This is a genomic window from Sphingobacterium bambusae, from assembly GCF_033955345.1.
Classification (GTDB): Bacteria; Bacteroidota; Bacteroidia; order Sphingobacteriales; family Sphingobacteriaceae; genus Sphingobacterium; species Sphingobacterium bambusae.
In genome coordinates, this window is sequence record NZ_CP138332.1 from 4,741,453 (window position 1) to 4,762,744 (window position 21,292).

The window sequence follows — 21,292 nt, forward strand, 5'->3', positions numbered from 1 at the left end:
GTTTAAGCGATTTCCGCTCCATACTAAACAGATTATTTTTCCTTTCCGCATTTTGTACAGCCTTATTTTTGATGTCCACTCATGGTTTGTTTTCTTTTATAGCACGAATTTTACTGTTTGTTTAACTTTGATTAATTAATTTAGCATCACTGAATTTTTGATTTTGTTTTAGTTCTGATATATTGTTATGTATTTGAAAAAGTTAACTAACCGATTTTGTGTAGAGAATAGGCTATCATACTTTCCATTTTATGTACAGTTTATTTTAAGCTTTATACTCGCCTATTCGTTTTACCGCCTTTGCGTCGCCTATGTGTTGGGTGATAAAGGGACTAGTCTTGAAGATATCATCTTCGTCGGTATTTTTTTGTTCATTATCCTGTTCTCCGGAACGCTACAGCAGCTTGTTGCCTGTCTCGATAGGGCGAAGCCTTGGTTGCTGTATTTGCCACATCGGCTATTGATACAGTTTGTTATGGGAGTAATGCTACCATCGGTGCCCACAGCAGTGGGGATGGCTTTTTTCTTTTCCCTTATCATCGAGGAGTGGACGGTTTCCATGGTCTATGTTTTTGCCCTCTATCCAGCGACCTTGCTGCTGATTGTTGTGATTAATCTGCTCTATTTAATTTGGTTTTTTATCCATTTTTCCTTGTTTATGGCCAAGTTGTATGCGGAATCGAACGAGCAGCTGTCGCACCTGCAAGATCAGGCAGATAGCCAAGTAAATGCCGAAGGCTCGGGCTACCTGCGCTCGCTCGAGGTTCGCGTTGGCTTTCGCCGAGAACTTTTGTTTGTGAAGGATATCGGTATTTTCGAGGCCTCGGCCGAACGACGAACCTGCACCTTAAAACAGGGGGGCGCACGCTATGACTTTGACTACAGCTTGGATATGTTGGCTGCGCGCCTTGATCCACGGAAATTCTACAAGGTTAGCCGACGCTATATCCTTAATAGAGCCGTGATTATGGGATACAAGGACCGACGGAACGGGAGCTTACTCATCAGGCTCAACCGCGAAGCGCAGGCCATGTATGAGATTACCGTCAGCCGAGGATTTGCCAAAGAGTTTAAGAATTGGTATATAGGCGCAGGCTGAATGCCTGTCATTACCGATCCCAAGATTTTTATTTAAGCCAATTATAACTGCTGTTGGTTAGAAAGGGAGAAGCAAGGTGATCCATTCCAATCGTTTTACTGTGCTCGAGTTCACGATATCACCTTGCACCCTTTTTTCTACGATGTGCGATCCCATAGCGTACAGCGGAAGGATAGCAATAAGAAACGCTAGTGTAAGGAAAGGCCTAACTGGGGAGGGACCATATATACGAACGGCTGCCCATAATGGAGCAGCCGTTCATTATTTGAAAACCGCTAATTGCGGTAATAGTGACTAATCGTCTCTGCGAACAAAGTTTCCATTCGCATCGAATATCAGCTCGATGTCGTTACCATTGATGCGGTTCTCGATCTCTATGGAGAAGCCTCCATTGCTATTCTTTTCTACCTCGCTAAGGAAATACGCAGGATAGTTTTGCAGGATATACTGCACAATACCTGTTGGAAGCGCCGCGGCAGGAATTGCTACATCGTGCTTGCTTTCAATTTCAATCCAGTTGCCTGTCGCATCAAACTCTACTTTGATACCGTTGTCCAAATACACTTCGTAAGAAACTTCGTTATCGTCTGTATCTTTCTTCACGGTAATGGCCGTTGCGCCCTCGAAGGAAGCAGAAAGGAAGTTACGCGCATTTTCAGGAAGCTCTTCCAATGGAATACGAATTTCATCATCGTCATCATCATCTAGATCTACACCCACAAAGCGTTGGTCGCGGTCAAACACCAAATCAACGCCGCTGTTTAGCTCGATGGTGAAGCCAAAACGCTCACGTTCAATTTCGACAACATGGTTGCTTGCATAATTTGCCTCCAAGTAAGCTTGTACCTCCGGTAGTTGGTCTTCTAAGAATTTCGTCGGAATAGCTAGATTTTTTTCGCTCTCGATTTCTGTCCATAGCCCATTCTCATCGAAGTCTATCTCGAAGCTATTGCTCAATAGGGCAGTGTAAATAGATCCGTAGATGTTTGCGCTGCTAGCACGCTTGGCCGACGTAACCGTAGCATCGTTGAAATAGGTGTTCAAGGTTGTACGGGATGCTTGTGGCAAGGCCGATGCTTCTATATTTTCTCCCTCTGGCGTGCCGAGGTCATTGTCATTACTGCAACTAAAAAGGGTGATGGTCGCCAACAGTGCAAGGAAAGTTCTAGAAATTAGTTTGTTCATGTTCTTGTTGTTTAATTAACGTAATTGTTTTGTGACATGCTGCCTGTTACAAGTTTTAGGCCAAAATGCTGGCAGAACAGCGTTGATTTATGAAAAATGATCTAGGACGGTCATGCACAAAGCCAATGACGACGCGCTATTAGAGCGTTTTTTTGACGGTCAGAAAAAAATGTTGATTCGACATTTATCAGGTAGGGGAAATGACGGCAAGGTGCCGAATTGGGGAGGTCTGCTGTTCCCCAATTCGGTCATCCGTTTTGTCTATTGTTGATCGAAATCTGTGGATAGGCTCCAAGCTTCGTGCTGTTTTAGCTCGTTGGTTTCCTCTGCCTGTTGGGCAAGGAAAAGTTCGTGGGCATCGGGTCCGAGTATCAGGCGTTTCGGAGGGTTTTCCATATCTGCGACCTCTGCCAGTATGTTGACTAGCTTTTGCGGATCGCCGGGTTGTTTACCGCTCTGCTCTGCCCATTCTACTTCTGCCTGGTCCAGTTCGTATTCCGGTTCACGGGCAGCTGCAAAGGCTATGGATCCCTGCTCCATAAAATTTGTACGAAACTCGCCCGGAGCTACAAGAGTCACCTTCACGCCAAAAGGCGACACTTCCTTGGTCAAGGCCTCGGTGAGGCCTACGACGGCATACTTCGACGCGCTGTAACTGCTGGCCAGCGGGATTCCAAAATAGCCCGCTATAGAGGCGATGTTGATGATGTGGCCAGCTCGCTGCGCACGGAAATGTGGCATAATATGCCGAATAACATTGATCGTAGCGAAAAAATTGACATCCATCGTTTGTCGAAATTCCTCATCACTGATCTCTTCCACACTGCCCGCCAAGCAATAGCCTGCATTGTTTACCACGACGTCTATGTCGCCAAAGTGCTGGCGCGCATAGGCCAGTGCTTCAGCCACCGCTTTGTCTGACCTAAGGTCGACCTGCAGCGGTAAGAAAGTGTCTTCATATCCCAATATCGAGGCGCTGAGCTGCTCCACATTACGGCTGCTGGAAACGACCTTGTCGCCGCGCGCAAGCAATAGCTGCGTCAGCGCTAAGCCAAATCCTTTGGAGGCGCCCGTGATAAACCAAGTTTTTTGTTTCTGCATAGCTTAATTTTTTTGTTTAATCTTGTTTACCCATCGATGAAACCAAATGTAGCGTTTTGAAAATAGATTTGCGCCATGTCGACGTACACAATTACCGTAAAGCTTATTTGGTTTTTACGTAATTGAATTTATGCACATAACCAAACAAAAAGTATTGGCGCAAGGTAAGCTGGTTGCTGTAGTAGGTGCTGTTGCCATTGTTCCCCCAATAGTTTGATATATTTTGGTTCAGGATGTCAAAACCTGATAATTTCAGCTGGCTTTGGTTCTTTAACGTGTAGTAGAACGAGCTGTTCAGGATGTGAAAGCTCTGACGCGCATCGATGCCGCTGGCCCGGTTTTCCAAAGCGTAGCTCGTTTCGAGCGAGAAACCTTTGATGGGGTTCACATTTACTCCCAGTTTGAACACATGGGTGTGGTAGGCCGCCTCCATAAAATCGGGATTGTCTTTCACGCTGTTGAGGTTTTTATTGTATCCGAAGGTATAGGAAGGGGACAAGCTAACCAGCGATTTCCAAGATAGCGTGAACTCTTGTTGGATCTGGCTGTTCCAAAGTGTAATCTGGTTAGGGATATCATTGATCGAATTGTATTGTTGATAGCGATAACTCGTGGTTTGGTTGGACAAATACAGTTGCCATACCGGTGTTTGCAACAGTTGGTAACGGAAGCTCATGCCCACTTGCCCCGTCATCGTTTGCCCCGCTTGGTATTGTTGCGAGACATATTGCCCCGTTTGTGCATTGCGCCAAGTATGCACACCTACGCTCTTATCGTTGATGCTTATGCCGGTATACAGACCAAGCTGCAGCTTGTTGTTGTATTTGTTGAACGTCAACCGGTAGTCTTGTACAACAACGTTGTCAAATTCTGTCGATTGCAAACGCACATAGAGCGGGTTGAGATTGTAGTCGTTTACCAAGATGCCATGTGTTTGTGGCGATTGTAAATCCCTTGCCCAAGTAAAGTTTAAGCTTTTGTAGCGCACGTTGATATTAGGGAGCCAATAGCCTTTCGTGTTGGCGATATTGTTGGCCTGCCCGAGAAAATCGAAATGGTTCGATTTGATCTGATAGGCGTTGCCGACGTTGATGGCGAACTTTGGCGAGGCATTGAAAAACATGCGAAAGCCTGTGATGTAGTCTTGATAGGTATATCGAAAGCTGTTCTCCAAGGCTCGTTGACGCTCGGATCCGCTGCCATTTCGGTCAACAAAAAGCTCTTGGATAGGGTTTTCGTTCGCATGGCGAAAAGAAAGAAAGGACTCGAAGTTGAACTTTTTGAAGGACTTGTTGGCATAATTGGCCAACAGATAGAAGTCGTCATTCCGCCGCTCTTCGAGGGTGCTGCTCCATATCCGGTTATCGGGGTTTTCCGTTTGGAAGAGCGTGGCATGTTGCTCGCTGTCCTCCTCCGAGCTGTTCGTGCCATGGGTAAAGGTGTTGCGAAACGATAGCACATGGGATTTCGCCAACTCCTTCTCCCAATATAGATTATGTGCGTAGGAAAAATTGCGCCCGTCTTGATCCGTCCGGCTGCTATCACTGGTCAGTCTTTCCGCTTCCGTGCGCATCTCATTGCTGGACCAGCTCTTCTGGCGATTGTTGGATAAGGTTAGCGTGGGTTGAAACTCCATAAAGCTGGTGCTATCAAAGCGGTGTCGAAATAAGGTTCGCAGTGTATTGCTGAGGTTACGCTGTTCATTTTCATTCATGTAGTCCGCAAATTGTGTGACGCCATCATAGCGTGAATTGGTGAAGCCATCGCTAGATGAGCGACTGTTTTTGTGCGCCAGCATAAACATGATATTTAGCTTTGTCTTTTTGCCCCAGTCATTGTTGAGATTAAAGCCTATACCTTTATCGTCGCCTACTCCCCAATAATTGCGACCACCTAGGTTGTCGAATCCATAGTTCTCGGCGCGTGCCATGCCGCCATGTTCACTCAGTTCGCCATAGTCAAAGCTCTGTCGATTGATGTTGTTGCCGAAGCCGATCAAACTGACTTGTAGCGTATCCCGAAAGGTATTGAACAAGGCGCCTCCTTCATAGCGTCCGCGCGTGCCTCCACTGGCATAGGCCTTCCCGAAGTTTGCCCGCAGGAAATCTTTTTTAAACTTGAGGTTGATGGTGACTGGTAGATCTTCTTCGTTGGCAACGATGTTTTTAGACTCGCCACGATCGCGATACACCTGCACCGTCTTTACCAAAGTAGCGTCGAGGTTGCGCGTGGCCACCCGCAGGTCCGATGCGAAGAAGTCGCTGCCATTGACCTTGACCGAGGATACTTCTTTTCCTTGATAGTAGATGGTGCCATCGAGGTTTACCTGCAGGCCGGGCAGCTGTTTCAATAGTTCCTCGACATTGGCGTTGGGGCGCGTTTTAAAATAATTGGTGTTGTATTCCAACGTATCGGCGTTCATGCGCACCGGCGGTGCCGCGGTAACGACAACTTCATTGAGTCGTTTGCTCTCCAGCATGATACTGTCGAGATCACGGATCTCTTTCGGCTGCAGCGTAAGCGACTGGTTGTGCGGCGCACCGTCGATATGGGATATGGAGAGGCTAAGCTTGCTCCCTGCCGGTATACGTACTAGATTGAACTTACCCGATTTGTCGGTTAGCGTGTAGGAAACAACCGATGAATCGGCCTCGCGTATCAGGGCTATTGTTGCTTTATCGAGCGCTTGACGGCTTTCATTGACGACAATTCCGTTAAGTGAAGCATACTGTTGAGCCTGTAGTAAAAATCCATTTGTTAGGAATAAAAAGATGAAAAGCAAGGTTTTCTTCATGCGGTTAAGTTTGGGTCAGTTTGTATAATCCAAATCTACTAAACCCCAGTATGCACAGGTGTTAACGAAGTGTTAATTCAATTTTTATTTATGTTTTTTCTGCTAAGACGGCACCTTTCAATATCGGTCTATCTAAACGAAGTGGATATACCCCGTAGTAAATTACTAGTTTTCGTGGATTGTGGCCGCTTCACCTATTCGGTAATTTTGTTAAAAACACATATGTTATGCATACACTGAAGATAGAAAAAAATAGACTTGGCGACGCGCGGACGAAGCGGCGTGGTCTGTTTGGTAGATGCGCCACCTATACCTGTCTGTTGTTGCTGTTGATGGGTTGCTCGAAGGATCGTGCTCCGGGAGATGATATGCCGGATGCTTACCCTCGGGAATTGTCAGGTACGATATACTACGATTGGGCAACAGAGGGAATCTTACAGATGAGCTTGCCTGATGGCGTGGGCGGTGCGTTTATACCCGACAACAGCAAACTTAATAATTTCGATATCTCCCGCGATGGTAAACTGAAACTGACGGTGGTGAATGCCAGCACCTTGGGGCAGTATGATGTGCGTTTCACCACGAGCAACATGTCTGACGGGAGCATTGTGGATGAATTTATCTATAATAGTCCGGCGGGGAATAGCTATTGTAAAGGCTATTTATCGCCGGATAATAGCCTCATTGTGGTTACCTCCAACGATGAAGAGGATGGCATAACGATCTTAAAGCGCAATGGTGAATTTGTTGGCCGCCTACACGATATCAATGGCGAGTCTTTTGATTTTAATCAAACGGTGCTATGGCTACCTAACAACGGCTTGCTGCTTACCCACGGCAACTATATTCTCCGACTGGATCCGCCATACAATTCGGGGAGCGTTGTTAAACAGATGGATTACGAAGACTGGGGCGATTTGCAGGTGAACCTGCAAGGAACACAACTGGTGGTCCGGATCGGGAACCATTTGCACAGCATGAAAAGCGACGGAACAGATCTCAGACAACTTACAAATAGTAATTTTAAAGAGGCGGAACCTGTTTTCTCGCCCGATGGAAAGTTTCTACTGATTGGTACGGAATACCGACAGACAGGTCCGTTCGGTTATATGTGGTCTTTAAAGATTATTCCGAGCAGCGGAGGCCCTTATCAAGTTGATCCGGTAGCCGCCAATTCTCCGGAGGTGATACCGGTCATATGGAAAGGAAAGGATAGAATCGAATCGGCTGGTGGACAGATGCTTTGGCGATAAAAAAGAAAGACATGATGAAAATTAAAACTTTAAGCTGTGTTTTTGCAGTTCTCGTTCTTCTCGCGTTGGGCTGCACGAAAGATGATAGTGCTGACGATCAGTCAGACAATTTTGTGGAACGTTACGGTGGAACCCCGTTCAACGGCAATGCCAAGGGGATACGCTTGGTGAACGGACAGAGTAACTATGAATGGACAGGAGATGGACGTATCGTGCTGATGGAGTCGACGGTAGATTCGGTATCCATGCTGTTCATGGCCGATTTCGGCGATGAAGGTGAAATCAATTTTAAAGTACGTGGCGCTTATCAAGATCTTAATTTTCGAGCTGGTGCTGATGATCCTACGCAAGTATTTGCAGTGGACGATGGACGAGTGAGCGGGAAGATCGTAAACCAGGAGCAAGCAATCGATTTTAGTGGTGATCTGCAACGGGAAAGAGCGAGTGTACACATGCGTGTGGAATTTCTGGAAGCAACACCTGTTTTTCCTGCAAACTCGGTGCTCGATCTCCATTTCGATACACAGCGGAAAGTTGCTGATGGAGGAGATACTGACGGATGTCAAATGCGTTTGGTGCCGATTTGGAGTCCATCAGGTGTAACGATGGGCATGGTGCCTGATTGTTAGTTTAAAATAAAATACCTATTTTCAAGAGCTACCGCTAATGGAATAATTTGCTATGTGTCGAAAATTTTATGTGCTTTTCCTATTTATCTTGTGGTTCAACAGCCTTTCTTTTGCGCAGCCCGCTGAACATGTTCGACAGTATGGAGATAGCCTTTATCGAGAGGCTAACTCGCTCAAAGACGACGAAAAGAAAGCGGAAGCGCTATTGGAATTAAGCTTCTTCTGGGGAGATTATGACACCGTAACCGCACTAAAGTATATCACGGAGGCGAATGAGGTACTGGGTAAGCGAGCCGAGCAGGAATATTACAAAGGATTTTCGGCGTTCTACCGTGCTGCGGCGCATTTTGAGTTGAATCCAGAGCTGGCCAAGAAGCTGTACATGCAGGCTGAAGATCACTTGTCTAGATCAAAGGGGCATCCAAAGGCTACTCGCTTCCGTGTTCGCCTATGGGGAAGTTACGGCGCGCTATTGCAACGGGAAGGGAAGGCCGAAGAGTATGTCGATGTATTGTTGAACAAGGCTATACCTATGGCCAAATCTATTCGTGACTCGGTACTATGGGGCAACAACCTGCAGAACGTAGCGATGACCATGATGAACTTGCAGCAATACGAAAAAGCGAACCGCTACTACCGGGAAGCCCTTGGACTATTGGATGGCAAACCGCAAAGTGACGAGCAACGCTTGATCTTGTGCGTGAATGCAGCGCGGAACAGCGTATTTCAGCGCGATATGCAGGCGGCTAGGCAATTCTTGGATCGTGCAGCAGAAATTTGTGCGCGAACGCCTTGGTCTAGTGCGGTGCCGCTCTACTATACCGCGGAGGCCAACTATTGGGAGCGAAATGGGCAGGTACAAAAAGCGCTTGACTATCTTGAACGTGGATTAAAGTTGGCGAAGGATTTGCAAAGCGAAGATTTGGTGCCCAACATACTTTATGGGCAATATGAAACGTATAAGCGCGCGAACAGATTGGAAGAAGCCAAAAAAGCATTGCTGCAGGTGCTGCCCTATGTGGAGGGGAAAACCCTGCTGCGAAATAAGCAGACCATCTACTACAATATTGCCCACCTACATAGGCTGATGGGCGACTTCAAGCTGGCGACAGACTGGTATGAGAAGTTTAAAGTGATTTCCGACACGGTATTTGCACATGCCGGCGAACAGAAGATACTGGATCTTGAACATAAGTACAATACGGCCGAACGCGAAAATGAGCTCCTATCGGCCAAGGCCAAGAACCAAGCGCAGGAGCTGTCGCTAAGGCGTGCCCAAAGCTGGCTTTTTTTCGTAGGCTTGGCCTGCATCCTGTTGCTGATGCTTCTTTTATTGTGGTTTATCTCGGTGAGGAATAGACGCCGTCTAGGCGTGCAAAAGGAGCTTTTGCTGCAGCAGGAGCTTAAGAACCTGAAACAACGGGAACAGATTAGCGTTTTCAATGCGATGGTGCAAGGACAGGAAAAAGAACGCAGCCGCATAGCCCGTGATTTGCACGATGGACTGGGCGGTATGTTGGCCAGCGTAAAACTTAAGCTTTCTGCTGTTGCCGATGAGCAACGTAAATTAACAGTAAACGATACCGATATGGAATTGTACACGATAATAAACCAATTGGATCAATCGGTCAATGAGCTGCGTCGCGTGGCACGTAACATGATGCCCGAGTCATTGCTTTACATGGGGCTTGAAGCCGCCCTGCGTGATCTATGCAAAGCCATGGAGCATGGTGCGGTATCGATCGAGTTTCAGGCCAGCGGATTGCGCGCCAACTACGAACAGCCTTTTCTCATTTCGGTATACCGCATTGTGCAGGAGCTCTTGACCAATGCGGTGAAACATAGCGCGGCGGAGAAAGTGTGGGTGCAGTGCGGCGAACACGATGGACATGTCTACCTGTCGGTAGAAGATAATGGTAAGGGATTTCTTTTTGAGGAGGCGGTACAAGCTGCCCGCGGAATAGGTCTTGCTAATATCAAGAATAGGGTAGAGCTGCTCAATGGGCAGTTGGAGGTTGATGCGGCGCCAGGTAAAGGAGCATCTTTTCATATAGACTTTGATTTAAATGGCTAACAATATTTCGGTGATTATAGTGGATGACCACCCTTTGGTTCTCCGTGGATTTGAGTTTATTTTACGAAACTGTGCCGATATCCGGCTAGAGGGATCTTTTGCCACAGCGACGGAAGCTCTTGCCTTTTTGGGGAGTAGTTCCGTGGATGTGGTGCTTATGGACATCAACCTGCCCGATATGAATGGCATTGACGCTACAGAGCAGCTAAAGAAGAAGTGGCCCGCTATTCATGTAGTTGCCATCAGCAACCTCAATGAAGCTAGTGTCGCAAGACGTATGTTGCAGAGCGGTGCCTCCGGATACCTGTTGAAAAATGTGTCGTCGGCAGAGTTGATACAGGCCATCGTAGATGTACAGGCCGGCAAAGAGGTTGTCAGCAAAGAAATGCAGCATGCCTTGGCGGAGACAAAGGAGGAGATACCTTTTGTGACGGCACGTGAAAGAGAAGTGTTGGGACTTTTGGCCGAAGGGAAAACTACGCCGGAAATTGCCAATCAGTTATTTATCAGCAAGCTCACCGTAGAAACGCACCGCAGAAATCTCTTACAAAAATTCAAGGTGGCAAATTCAGCCTCGCTGATACACCGCGCTTCCGAGCTTAAATTTATCTAGCTTCCTCGCTGTTTGTTATCGCATTAAGACATGGCGTTTGCTACCGTTTGTCGTGCCTCGGCGATTTTGCCTAAGGGAAACAACAACTGCACGGTGGTGCCTACATTTTCTCGACTCAACACCTTGATCGTTCCTTGATTAATTTGTACCAAATTATTCACCAAAACCAAGCCTAAGCCCGTGCCGCGTTCGCCAGAGGTGCCATAGCTGGGGTGCTGCGGGTGGCTGAACAATTCTTTCACCTTTTTGCTAGACATCCCGACGCCCGAATCTTTGACCGAAATTTGAACCTGCGCGTCGCTTTGCTCCACCGTAATTTCGATCAATCCATTTTCGTAGCTGAATTTGATGGCATTGTTTAAGATGTTCCGCAGGATGATGCGTATCTGCTCTAAGTCGGCAAACATTGCAAGGGCTTGGGGATTGTGTGTCTCAAATGTCACGTTCTTTTCCGAGGTCTGCGTTTTCATGCCCTGCAAAACCTGCGATAGCAATTGCTCTACGGGAAAATGAAGCGGCCTGCTAACTAAACCTTTGAGATTTTGGGAGCTCCAGTGCAGGAGGTTGTCCACGTTTTCTGTCATGGCTTGCAGCTGGGCATTGATCTGCTGGATCGCTCTTTTCTTTAGTAGTTCATCCGTTTCTTCCTGACACAGCATTTGTAAAATTTGAGATGTGGCAACCAGCGGAGAACGGATGTCGTGCGCCACGATAGCAAAAAGCTGCTCTTTATCACGGTTGAGCTCTTCCAAATGAATTTGCTGTTTTTCGATTTCCTCCTGATAGCTCTGCTGAATCGATTTAAAGTGTCGAACCAAAATAAAGATAAAGAGGATGGCTATAGGTACATTCACCAAAAGTCGGTCTTCGCCCACGGCAAAGGAATAGGGGAGGTCGTCCGCGAAGAACTTGGGCACGAGGATGGCAATAACTAAGCTACCACAAATAACGGCCTGCACCCAGATCCGATGGAAAACGAGGATGCTAACAATCAGCACGCAAAGCAGGTAATATTCAGCAATATTATAGGAAAGGAAATTGATGGTGATCAGGAACAATGAGCTGATGATCAATAGGTAAACTTTAGCTTCGGCATAAAGGTACTCTCGATGCAATTTGAAGACGAATAAGGTCCCCAGGGCGTAAAATATGTCCACAATTGAGAGTATGGGGTGCTGTCCACCAAGGATATTGCCTACACCATAGCAAAGTGATCCCACAAAAGCCGATACCGCAATCAGGTTGACCATCTTCAGTCGCCGGTTTTGCAGATAAGACATTTCTGGGGTAACCCCCACAGATTCGATGCGCTGCCATAACCTTGCCATAGGTGCCCACCATCCTTGCGATCTACTCATATATAATTCTATCTTGATTGTATAGTTATAATTACAGCTTTTACAACACTCTGCTCCTGTCTTTTTGTAGGCGTTTTGATGAAACGAGCAAGAATCTCTAAGCAAAGGTACTATTTTTTCAGGAAAGAATAGATGACCTTAATGGATCATCTGAAATTTAAGTAGTTGATAATGAGATTTTGCATGTGTTTCGGTAGGAAAGAAGAGGAAAAGCATCGGGCATTGCCGATGGGCAAGAAGAAAAGTAACCTCGCTCAGCATGTTGCAGCTAAACGAAGGACATATCTGCGCAGTGAGTTGCATAAATAACTAGGTCCTCTTGATTTATCTTGCGGTTATTACGTTTATATTTACATAATTATCAGCGCTGGATGAAACGGCACTTAGTCGCGCAGCGTCTGTACTTGGTTCCGGTTCTTCACGTCGAGCTTCACATACAGATTCCCAATATGATATTTCGTTGTACTCACGGTGATGAAGAGCTTGTCGGCAATTTCCTTGTTTGTTAATCCATCCCAAATGCATAGCAATACCTCCAATTCGCGCTCTGTAAGGTCATATTGTTCTTTCAGTCTGTCGCCGACAGAAATACGCTGTTCTAAATTTGTTTCCCGCAGCGGGTCTGCCGCAGCGCTTAAGGTGTTTAGCGGATCGTCCAATGTTCCTACCTGTTCGATGGAGCGCAAGTACTTGTCCAGTTCTTGCCTGTTTTTTTCGTTTTCATCCTGCAAGGCTCTTACTTTATAGATGATCGCAAAGCTGACACTGATGATCTCTAAGGCGCTGACCAGCCGGAAAGTACCTAAGTCAAACAGGTGGTAGGTCTCGGAATCTATATGGGTGTAGAGCACATACAGGATCGCCGTAACAATAACAAGGCCGAAAGCTAGTACCAAAAAGCGTGCATAAACATCTTGCTTAAATTGTTTTACCGCCAGTACGATACAGGATCCGGCAAGTAAAAAGCACAGTATATAAACCGTTGCGTAAAAGATAATGTGGTCAGTGAAGGTGAACAGCAGTGCTGCCAAAAGTAAAGAGATAGATCCGTACAGATACCAGGCGCGGTACTTGCGAAAGAAAGTATGCAGATCCAAAAAGTATTTTGTAAACGGAATGGCAATGAGTGCGGTCACAGAATTGTTCCATACCATTAAATAGTCTAGTGTCCAGCGCCCATTGGAGAAGAAGTAGAACATCCCATCCTCATAGAAAAAGGAAATAAATGTGGTCAAGAGCAGCAGACAGTAGGTGATGAACCTTCGGTCCTTAAAAATGAGGTAGAAAACAAAATTAAAGACCACCGACATAATGGCTAAACCATAGTAGAGCCCTATGCGGAATAGACGCATGGATTCCAAACTGGTGAACTGTAGCTGATCTTCGAGTTGCACCTGCGGAATTTTTAAGGTATGGTCTTTAAATCTTAAGTAATAGATGGAGTCGTTTGTTTCAATTGCGAAACGGGGAAACCGACTCGGGAAATGGCTGGTTTCGTTATCGTTGGCAAGTGTTTGTTTTGTCCATATACCATCTTCCTTCAAAAAAACATCATAGTGGTGCAATCGTGCGGAAGGTATCTGTAAGATGAGCGGGCGCCCGCGGAGGGCAGCAGGTATCAGTCCTTTAATGCCGCTGGCTTCTATCTGCGCTTGTGTTACTGTGGCATCCTCTCTCGGTGTCGCAGCAGCGACGTCTATAGCCGGCAAGTCTTTATCCGTCGTTTCGGCCTTAAACGCGAAGGCAGCTGTCTTAAGAAAACTTAATGTAATAAGTAGGCAAGCACAAAGAACAAAATATAAAGGTCGCATCGTTATTCTAAATAAAAAATCTATAGTTAGGTCTTTGAAGACCGCCAAAAATAGTAATATTTTACAAGAACTGTTGGCGCTATAGCTGTTTGAGGCCTGTTTTTTCACTTTTATGAGAATACTTAGGGAAATGGCTGTTTTTGAGAATTATACCCCCGGCTAGTAAATACTATACTTTGGTATAGGTTTGTTTTTGAGGCTGTCCTGTACATTTGAGGCAGTTAGTAAGGGTTTTGCCAAACCAAAAATAGGAGAAAATACACGTAACCTTCCTTTCACTGAAAAACCATTTAACAGGTCCTATGAAAATCATTTTAGGTTCGCTGCTGCCGCTCGGCGGCAGCGTCTAAAACGTCCTTGCCCAGATCCGTTCTGCCGAACGGAATCATGTTCATACCCCTTAAAGAAAATATGATGCTTAAAATCTATAGCTGCTGCTGATGGTGCCGAACTGGTGTTGCCTGGCGGGGCTCTGCAACTCTTTGGAGCGGAAGGTAAGGGAATAGTCCAGGCTAAACCGTCTACTGCTATAGTTTACTCCGATTTTTTGTTCGAACACCAAGGGACGGACGGCAAAAGTGACCGGACTATTGTCGACAAAAAAACTGCCCTGTATGGTGGCATCGTAGGCTACATAATGGAGCTGCGGCTTGGCATAGAAGTAAAACTCTCGCTCGGTGGCCGCTTTAATGTTGCCGTTGTGTCCCACTCTGGCCTGATGGTAAGCGCTGTGAAAAAATTGGTTGATGTCGCCGATTCGAAAAAGTAGACCGGCGCCCATGCCGGTAAAGGTGGTGCCGAGGTCGAGATGGCTCTCCAAAGAAAGGTCGAAAGAGTCGTTACTTCGTCGGTAGATCAGAGCGGCATACGCACTATGCAGGTTGAAGGCGGGGCTGTTTCCGATTTGGTCGTCCCAACCACTCGTGCTATATAGACCAATAGTATTGTGGAGCAGATTTTGGGCTTCGCGGGCGAACGAATTTGGCCCCACGGTACCTAGTGATAAGCCAACCTTTAGCACCTGTTCGTTCTTATACAGAAAGTTGACCTGCCCACGGCCAAACAGATAACCTGCAAAAGGCCGATCTTGAAGCTCGCGCTCGGGCACAAAGCCAGAGAAGGGCGTGTACATTTGCTGCCCAATGCTGAAGCTATAGACTACCTTCTCCAGCTTGCGGGTTCTAAATTTGCTTTGATCAGGAGCATGCCTATAGGAAATGAAGAATCCGTTGGTGTAATAGCGATCCTGCCCATACCAAAGGTAGGCATCGTTGTCACTTTGGATACCAAATTCGTTTTTATATTCTTGTGCTTGAAGAACCCAAATGGAACAGGCGTGCAACAGTACAAACAGCAGAAACTTTCTAAGGCTCTCTCTCACGCAGCACTTTTAAGATAAAACGAAAATAAACGTATGATGCATATACATATGTTTCAACTTGGTTCTGTTGTTTAAAACGCCGTAATGTACGTATTATTACGGTTTGTTTTAGGACATGCCACCATTTTTTTGTTGTAAAACATGGAAATGCACAACCGGGATAGAAAGTAAAAACAGCAAGCGAGGGTAGCATGAACCTTTCTGGGCAGATACTGCTTAAATCACTGGTTTCGGTGATAGGAGTTCCTATTGGCACTGCGTATTTTTGTGTTGTTCGATTGGCTAGGAGCTGTTTCGATAACAAAAAAAGTAAATTAAATAACAATACATATGATCAGAAATTTCATTTCAACAGCAATTTGTTCCGCCGTTTTGTTTTTAGCGAGCTGCGGTGGTAGTAAAGATCCGGTAGCTTACAACAATGCCATTATCTCGGTAATCAACGACAGTGAACGGCAGGTAACACTGATGAACGAAGCTATGAATGCGGCCGACTATGCAAAAGCGGAGGAGGTGCGCCTAGGCTGGGAGAAGTCCGTGAACGAGGACATCAAAAAGGTGGAAGATCTAGGCGATTTCAATGGTGACGCTGCTTTCCAGCAGGCCGTGCTAAATGGCTTGAAGGGTTACCAAAAAATTGTGACCGAGGACTACCCGAAATTGATCGATATCCGAAAAACAGGTACTGCTGCAGATGCCGACAAAGAAGCGCAGCTGTTGGGTAATATTAATGCTGCTTTCGAAGATATGGCCAAAGGCGTCAATGAAGCATCCGATAAATTTGAGCAATCCTATAAAAAGTAGACGCCCAACGGGATACCGCACGCGCAGCGGATTGCTTTTTAGACGCTGAGCCGTCCCTCGCCACAGAACTTGGCGGGGGACGCTTGTTTTTGTGCCGTGCACAATGATACCTTAAAGCTCGCAGGTATTGTTTTCTTGATGTAAATATTAGGGTTTTTCCTAGACCTTTGCTTGCTTTCCTTCTTTTTCCTCTGCTATATTTGTATTGCTGGTCGGCAGCTGCACTTGATTTTTACTGCTGTCCCAGCATAATATAATTCACACACTATGATTAAATCAAAAGGATACGCCGCTAAAAGCAGCGACTCGCCACTTGAATATTGGGAATTTGAACGTAGAGCGCTCGAACCGAATGATGTGTTGATCGATATCTTGTACAGTGGTATTTGTCACTCGGACATTCACCAAGTGCACGATGAGTGGGGTGGCACGCAATACCCCATCGTGCCGGGACATGAAATTGTAGGCAAGATCAAAGCTGTAGGTACGGCAGTAACCAAGTTCAAGATCGGCGACTTGGCGGGCGTGGGCTGTATGGTGGCCTCCTGCGGCGAATGTGAGAACTGCAAAGATGATCAACAGCAGTTTTGCCAAGCCAAGAAAACGGTATGGACCTACAACAGCAAGGATGTGATGCACGACAACAGCATTACCTTTGGAGGGTACAGCAATAATATCGTTGCGGATGCCAACTTTGTGTTACGCGTTCCCGAATCATTGGATATTAAAAAGGTAGCACCCTTGTTGTGTGCCGGCATAACGACCTATTCACCGCTGAAGCGTTGGGCGGTAGGAGCTGGACATAAGGTAGGCGTACTTGGATTGGGTGGTTTAGGACATATGGCGGTGAAAATCGCCGTGGCGATGGGGGCAGAGGTGACCATGATCAGTCATTCGCCACGTAAAAGAGATGATGCGGCACTATTGGGCGCTCACCACTTTTTAAATACCCAAGAGGCCGATGAACTGGATAGCCGAAAATCGTACTTCGACTTTATCATCGACACGGTGTCGGTGCCTCACGACTATAACCTTTACCTCAGCTTGCTCAAAACGCGGGGTGTACACATCTGTGTGGGCATTCCGGCGGCGCCCATGGAAATCAACGGACGCTCCATTATGGGCGGAAACAAGATTTTGACGGCATCTAGTATCGGTGGTATTCAGGAAACACAGGATATGCTCGATTTCTGTGCGCAGCACAATATTCTGCCCGAAACCGAACTGATTGATATCGATTACGTCAACGAAGCCTACCAGCGCGTGCTAGACAGCGATGTGAAATATCGATTTGTTATTGATATGGCATCGATTGAAAAATAAAAGATACGAAGCAGGGTGGTTTTATGAAACCCCCTGCTTTAACCTGTTTTCCTGCAGTTGCAAGAAAAAGTTCAATAGCTGCTTTTTCGACAGGAATACATGACGTTGCGAGAGAATCCCCAATTGTGTAATCGCATTCATCATCAACCCCAAATTATCGTTGTCATACTCGTCCACATGGAAATAGGTCAGTTGGTGTTCGGTATATTTTTCCAGATCGTTCTTTAGGGCATCATCCAATTCGGAATGGATGTCGGCATGCGACAGTAACGCGCGCAATGCTTCTTTAAGCCGCGGTTCCTTTCTTGCAAAATCACGCAATCGTGCTTCGATGTCTTGATGTTCATGGCGCTCAAACATAAAAGAAGTGTCCTCAGAAAGCTCGTTGACAAGTTTGCTATTTTCCTCCAATAGATTTTTCGCTTCGCTATAGCGACGGAAGCGTTCCTGAAATACTTCTTCTTGTGCCTGATTGATGGCTTGGGATCTGAAATAAAGATGGATACGTTTGTCATGTTGTGCCACCTCATCTTCTAGTAAGGAAATGCGGGCATCAATTTGTCGCAGCACAGTTGCCGTTTGGTTGGCAAAGTATTTTATGCCGCAATAGTCGAAGGTTTTTACCACGATGTGCCCATCTTGGATAGCCTGCAAAACCGAGCGGTCATTTTGTAGGGCAATCAGCTCATTTAGGGTTTCTAATTTGGCATCGCTGTATAGATCTTCAAAACTAGCTGTGCTGTCTCCAATCGGCAAAGAGGGCATTGCCGTTTCATCGATATCGTGCTGATCGTAGTACCCATTAAATTGCTGATCCAAGTTTTCTTTATTGGCAAAATCTAAGAAGTGCTGTTGAAATTCGCTAAAGGAGTAGGTGCTAGGTGTCGCCGTGTAGTAATTATCGTTAAAGAGCGAACGCGCAATACGCGCACGAATCGATGCGGCGTCATGCAGTAGGTCCATTGCGGGCGTATTAACACTGTCGGTGACCACAATATTGAGCTTATGTAGTGCTTTGACACGATCTTCATCGGAGGGGTGTGATGCCCACTGATTGTCAAGGTTTAATTGTGAGCGGTACATGCGCGCCAATTGATGAAGCTCGATGACGGGAAGCCCATCTTGCATTTTGAAGCTATGCTGCTTGGCTAGCTCGGCCAAAACAAACTGCTGCTCGGGGTAAATATCTTGGCTGCGAACCTGTTGGTTGATTTTACTTTGATAGAAGGCCAACACACCTTGGAAGGCATGGTTGGCAAGTGTAAGACGCAAAAGGGAGTCGCCTAAGGCCTTTGATCCGGCAACGTGGGCGGCAATCTCGTCTGCATGAAATTCCATCTCCCTGGATAGTGCAAGGTAGTTGTGGTTTACATAGCTGTACAACTTTTGGAGTACGGCCTGTATCTGCCTGATGATGAAGAGGGAAATACCGATGAAAATGGTTGCCGAACCACCGATATTGGCCCATTTTTCCAACATCGTGTTAAGCGATACATTGTTGTACAGCATGTTGTAAATAATCTTATTGACATGGTATACATAGCTGCCAACTTTCATGCTGCGTTGGGAGAAGTGGCCAAACTCATGAGCCAATATGGCTTTGAGCTCCTGCTCGGTAGTCGTGTTGATGAGCCCCATGCCGATCAGAAGGTTCTTGCGAATAGGAAGAAACATGCTCCAGAAATTAGAATCGTAGAAAACCGATGCGTTGACATCTGCGTCTAGAAAAACTTTTTTAGGCGATTGTGTGTCGACCTTTTGCACGACCTCGTCGATCAAATGGAACAGCCCTGGCTGATCTTCTCGATTGATTTCAATCAGGTTGCTTCGATCAACTTTCGTCGATGCAAAAACAAACTTGACCAAGAAGAAAAGAACCGTTAAACCTGAGGCTATCAGCCCTAAACAGATGATGCCTGTGTAGATTGCCGGGTGAAGGGTAAAGATCCAAATCCCCAAAACGCCGAAACCGATGGTAATGCCTACAGCAATGATCAACAGCAGGATATAGGTGATAGCGAAAATAACAATAGACACGATGGTTTTTCGAGCGCTTGCTTTAAAGCTCGCGGAGGGTTCGATATACATAATTGCAGCAGGTTAATGATGATATGAATAACTGTAAGACGAATATAGAAAGTTTTGCAGCAGTTTGGATAATTATTACAAATTTATAATAATTATTTAACAGGGGTTTTGTCATGGAAAAAACCGATTACACAGGACGGTCATTCAGCTGCGTTTGCCCAGATAGGCTCGTTAGCTGCAAGCGGAATAGAAAGATGTCTGTTACATATCGCGGGTAACAAACCTTCTTGAACACTTCAAAAGCAGCTGCCTGAAAAAATCTTTAAATAAAATTTGCAAATGTGAAAAGTAAATCCGAATTTAACAGTTCATAATTCAGGCCGCTATGAGCATGGCGGTAAGTTATAATTGGTTTTGAAAGGTTTCCATTCGCCCGGATGGAAACCTTTCTCTATTTAATGGGCTGATGGATTTCGCCTCGGCGCAGGAGCGGCGGCCGTTCCCAATTGCAGAAGCTGCTGCGCTAGACTTGCTGCTTCGCCGGATTGCGCTTTCGAAAAACAAGGCTCAATGGAACCCACGCGGCACCAATAAGCAGGGCAAAGCCGAAATAGCTGAAAGCTAGTTGCGATTGGTTGTTGATTGCCAATATCGAGACCATGGCATAGCTGAGTAGGGACGTGAACAGGTAACTGCCACCGCTAGTCAATCCGCTTGAAACACCCGCATACTGCGGAAAACGCGTTAAGCAATAGGTGAAGTAGGAATTGTATATAAAGCCGGAAGCGGTGTGGAGGCAAAGTACGAACAACATCAACCAAACGATGCTCTTGCTGTATGCCCCGTTAAAATACATAACGATAGCCATAAACATGATGGATAGGATAGCAGAGGCAAGCTTTTTGACGAGAGGCTTGTGGATGTTTGCTTTGCCTAGAAAACCACCCATCATCACCCCAACACCAGATAGCAGCGCGCAATAGCCGGTTTCTACCGATGAAAACCCAAAATGGTTTTCTACCAAAAAAGGCGCGGACATCGCGAATACCATAATCATGGAATAGGCCGTTCCCAAGACAAATAAGCCAAGGAAGAAGTCGGGCGCTTGAAGGACAGCTTTATAGGATGTTAAAATCTGTTGTGGGTGAAAAGGCTTTAGCGCACGCGAGGCTTCTCCGGAAAAGATCAGCTCCAGCAATAAAACCAAGATAGCATATATTCCCAACAGGTGGAAGTTCGCCTGCCAACCCCATAGCTGCTGCAGATAGCCACCAATGAAAGGTGCCGTGATCGGAGCTATTGCCCAGATGATCGATAGCATAGACATATAGCCTTGCAGCTTCTTTCCGGAAAAGATGTCGACAAGAAAAGCTCGTTTTCCAACGACGATGAAAGCAGTGCAGATCCCTTGTAGGATGCGCATAGCGTAAACGAACTGTATGTTTGGCGAAAGTGCTAAAGCAAAGTTGGTACCAGCGAAAATCAATAGCGCTATTAAAACCAGTTTGTATCGGCCAAAACTATCCACCAAGGGGCCTACAAAAAGCATGGATAGCCCGTAGCTGATCAGGAAGTAACTTAAGGTCATCTGTATGCCCGTACTGGATACGGCAAATGCTTTTTGCATATCCGGAAAAGAGGGTAGGTAGATATCGGTGGCCAATCCAGACAAGGGAATTAAAAGAAAGGTAGAAAAAAGGGCAATGGACTCGTGCTTGCTATTGTAGATCTTCATGTTCAAATGTAATACCGCAAAAGTACCAATGCAACGTTATTCTTGAAAGTACTTTGATCATCTGAAAATCACAAATTGATTGATGACCCCCATTGGGATGTACA

Annotated in this window: 15 protein-coding genes; 7 read left to right on the plus strand and 8 right to left on the minus strand. The window is 46.1% G+C overall.

Annotated elements, in window-relative coordinates; all coding sequences use genetic code 11:
• Positions 1–193: 193 nt before the first annotated feature.
• Positions 194–1,099, plus strand: a complete 906-nt coding sequence (locus SCB77_RS19675; protein WP_320183713.1) for a LytTR family DNA-binding domain-containing protein — start codon at positions 194–196, stop codon at positions 1,097–1,099.
• Between the two features lie 294 nt (positions 1,100–1,393).
• On the opposite strand, the gene SCB77_RS19680 is transcribed toward SCB77_RS19675, so the two are convergent.
• The 3 genes from SCB77_RS19680 to SCB77_RS19690 form a co-directional block, all read right to left on the minus strand.
• Entirely contained in the window at positions 1,394–2,284 is an 891-nt protein-coding gene (locus SCB77_RS19680) for a PepSY-like domain-containing protein (RefSeq protein ID WP_320183714.1), read from the minus strand.
• Between the two features lie 261 nt (positions 2,285–2,545).
• Entirely contained in the window at positions 2,546–3,385 is an 840-nt protein-coding gene (locus SCB77_RS19685; protein WP_320183715.1) for an SDR family oxidoreductase, read from the minus strand.
• Positions 3,386–3,488: 103 nt separating this feature from the next.
• Positions 3,489–6,179 (minus strand): carboxypeptidase-like regulatory domain-containing protein, encoded by a 2,691-nt coding sequence (locus SCB77_RS19690; protein WP_320183716.1) that lies wholly within the window; start codon positions 6,177–6,179, stop codon positions 3,489–3,491.
• A gap of 227 nt (positions 6,180–6,406) precedes the next feature.
• On the opposite strand from SCB77_RS19690, the gene SCB77_RS19695 reads away from it, so the two are divergent.
• Genes SCB77_RS19695 through SCB77_RS19710 form a run of 4 tightly spaced genes read left to right on the plus strand, consistent with a single transcriptional unit; the run spans position 6,407 to position 10,748 of the window.
• Positions 6,407–7,432, plus strand: coding sequence for a TolB-like translocation protein (locus tag SCB77_RS19695; RefSeq protein ID WP_320183717.1), 1,026 nt, complete (start codon positions 6,407–6,409; stop codon positions 7,430–7,432).
• Between the two features lie 11 nt (positions 7,433–7,443).
• A complete protein-coding gene (locus tag SCB77_RS19700; protein WP_320183718.1) occupies positions 7,444–8,061 on the plus strand; it encodes a hypothetical protein in 618 nt (205 codons plus the stop codon).
• 52 nt (positions 8,062–8,113) lie between these two features.
• A complete protein-coding gene (locus SCB77_RS19705; RefSeq protein WP_320183719.1) occupies positions 8,114–10,135 on the plus strand; it encodes a tetratricopeptide repeat-containing sensor histidine kinase in 2,022 nt (673 codons plus the stop codon).
• On the plus strand, positions 10,128–10,748 hold the full coding sequence (locus SCB77_RS19710) for a response regulator transcription factor (protein ID WP_320183720.1): 621 nt from the start codon (positions 10,128–10,130) through the stop codon (positions 10,746–10,748). Before SCB77_RS19705 ends, SCB77_RS19710 begins: the two co-directional genes overlap by 8 nt.
• Before the next feature lie 23 nt (positions 10,749–10,771).
• On the opposite strand, the gene SCB77_RS19715 is transcribed toward SCB77_RS19710, so the two are convergent.
• From SCB77_RS19715 to SCB77_RS19725, 3 genes are all read right to left on the minus strand, one after another.
• Positions 10,772–12,106: a sensor histidine kinase gene (locus SCB77_RS19715; protein ID WP_320183721.1), complete on the minus strand. Its 1,335-nt coding sequence runs from the start codon at positions 12,104–12,106 to the stop codon at positions 10,772–10,774.
• Between the two features lie 383 nt (positions 12,107–12,489).
• Positions 12,490–13,917, minus strand: a complete 1,428-nt coding sequence (locus SCB77_RS19720; RefSeq protein ID WP_320183722.1) for a 7TM diverse intracellular signaling domain-containing protein — start codon at positions 13,915–13,917, stop codon at positions 12,490–12,492.
• A gap of 418 nt (positions 13,918–14,335) precedes the next feature.
• Positions 14,336–15,298 (minus strand): lipid A deacylase LpxR family protein, encoded by a 963-nt coding sequence (locus SCB77_RS19725; RefSeq protein ID WP_320183723.1) that lies wholly within the window; start codon positions 15,296–15,298, stop codon positions 14,336–14,338.
• A 330-nt stretch (positions 15,299–15,628) separates the two neighbouring features.
• Between SCB77_RS19725 and SCB77_RS19730 the strand changes: the two genes are divergently transcribed.
• Positions 15,629–16,102 (plus strand): LIC11966 family surface protein, encoded by a 474-nt coding sequence (locus tag SCB77_RS19730; protein WP_320183724.1) that lies wholly within the window; start codon positions 15,629–15,631, stop codon positions 16,100–16,102.
• Between the two features lie 267 nt (positions 16,103–16,369).
• On the plus strand, positions 16,370–17,425 hold the full coding sequence (locus SCB77_RS19735; RefSeq protein ID WP_320183725.1) for an NAD(P)-dependent alcohol dehydrogenase: 1,056 nt from the start codon (positions 16,370–16,372) through the stop codon (positions 17,423–17,425).
• A gap of 21 nt (positions 17,426–17,446) precedes the next feature.
• Here the strand turns inward: SCB77_RS19735 and SCB77_RS19740 are convergent, their stop codons facing one another.
• Both SCB77_RS19740 and SCB77_RS19745 read right to left on the minus strand, forming a co-directional pair.
• Positions 17,447–19,513 (minus strand): M48 family metallopeptidase, encoded by a 2,067-nt coding sequence (locus SCB77_RS19740; RefSeq protein ID WP_320183726.1) that lies wholly within the window; start codon positions 19,511–19,513, stop codon positions 17,447–17,449.
• Positions 19,514–19,976: 463 nt separating this feature from the next.
• Complete coding sequence (locus tag SCB77_RS19745; protein WP_320183727.1) at positions 19,977–21,188, minus strand: MFS transporter; 1,212 nt, start codon at positions 21,186–21,188, stop codon at positions 19,977–19,979.
• Between the last annotated feature and the right edge of the window lie 104 nt (positions 21,189–21,292).

What these genes read in the sequence shown, in the direction of transcription:
- SCB77_RS19680 (WP_320183714.1), bottom strand. Translation starts at nt 2,284, where the DNA reads ATGAACAAACTAATTTCTAGAACTTTCCTTGCACTGTTGGCGACCATC.
- SCB77_RS19685 (WP_320183715.1), bottom strand. Translation starts at nt 3,385, where the DNA reads ATGCAGAAACAAAAAACTTGGTTTATCACGGGCGCCTCCAAAGGATTT.
- SCB77_RS19690 (WP_320183716.1), bottom strand. Translation starts at nt 6,179, where the DNA reads ATGAAGAAAACCTTGCTTTTCATCTTTTTATTCCTAACAAATGGATTT.
- SCB77_RS19695 (WP_320183717.1), top strand. Translation starts at nt 6,407, where the DNA reads ATGCATACACTGAAGATAGAAAAAAATAGACTTGGCGACGCGCGGACG.
- SCB77_RS19700 (WP_320183718.1), top strand. Translation starts at nt 7,444, where the DNA reads ATGATGAAAATTAAAACTTTAAGCTGTGTTTTTGCAGTTCTCGTTCTT.
- SCB77_RS19705 (WP_320183719.1), top strand. Translation starts at nt 8,114, where the DNA reads ATGTGTCGAAAATTTTATGTGCTTTTCCTATTTATCTTGTGGTTCAAC.
- SCB77_RS19710 (WP_320183720.1), top strand. Translation starts at nt 10,128, where the DNA reads ATGGCTAACAATATTTCGGTGATTATAGTGGATGACCACCCTTTGGTT.
- SCB77_RS19715 (WP_320183721.1), bottom strand. Translation starts at nt 12,106, where the DNA reads ATGAGTAGATCGCAAGGATGGTGGGCACCTATGGCAAGGTTATGGCAG.
- SCB77_RS19720 (WP_320183722.1), bottom strand. Translation starts at nt 13,917, where the DNA reads ATGCGACCTTTATATTTTGTTCTTTGTGCTTGCCTACTTATTACATTA.
- SCB77_RS19730 (WP_320183724.1), top strand. Translation starts at nt 15,629, where the DNA reads ATGATCAGAAATTTCATTTCAACAGCAATTTGTTCCGCCGTTTTGTTT.
- SCB77_RS19735 (WP_320183725.1), top strand. Translation starts at nt 16,370, where the DNA reads ATGATTAAATCAAAAGGATACGCCGCTAAAAGCAGCGACTCGCCACTT.
- SCB77_RS19740 (WP_320183726.1), bottom strand. Translation starts at nt 19,513, where the DNA reads ATGTATATCGAACCCTCCGCGAGCTTTAAAGCAAGCGCTCGAAAAACC.
- SCB77_RS19745 (WP_320183727.1), bottom strand. Translation starts at nt 21,188, where the DNA reads ATGAAGATCTACAATAGCAAGCACGAGTCCATTGCCCTTTTTTCTACC.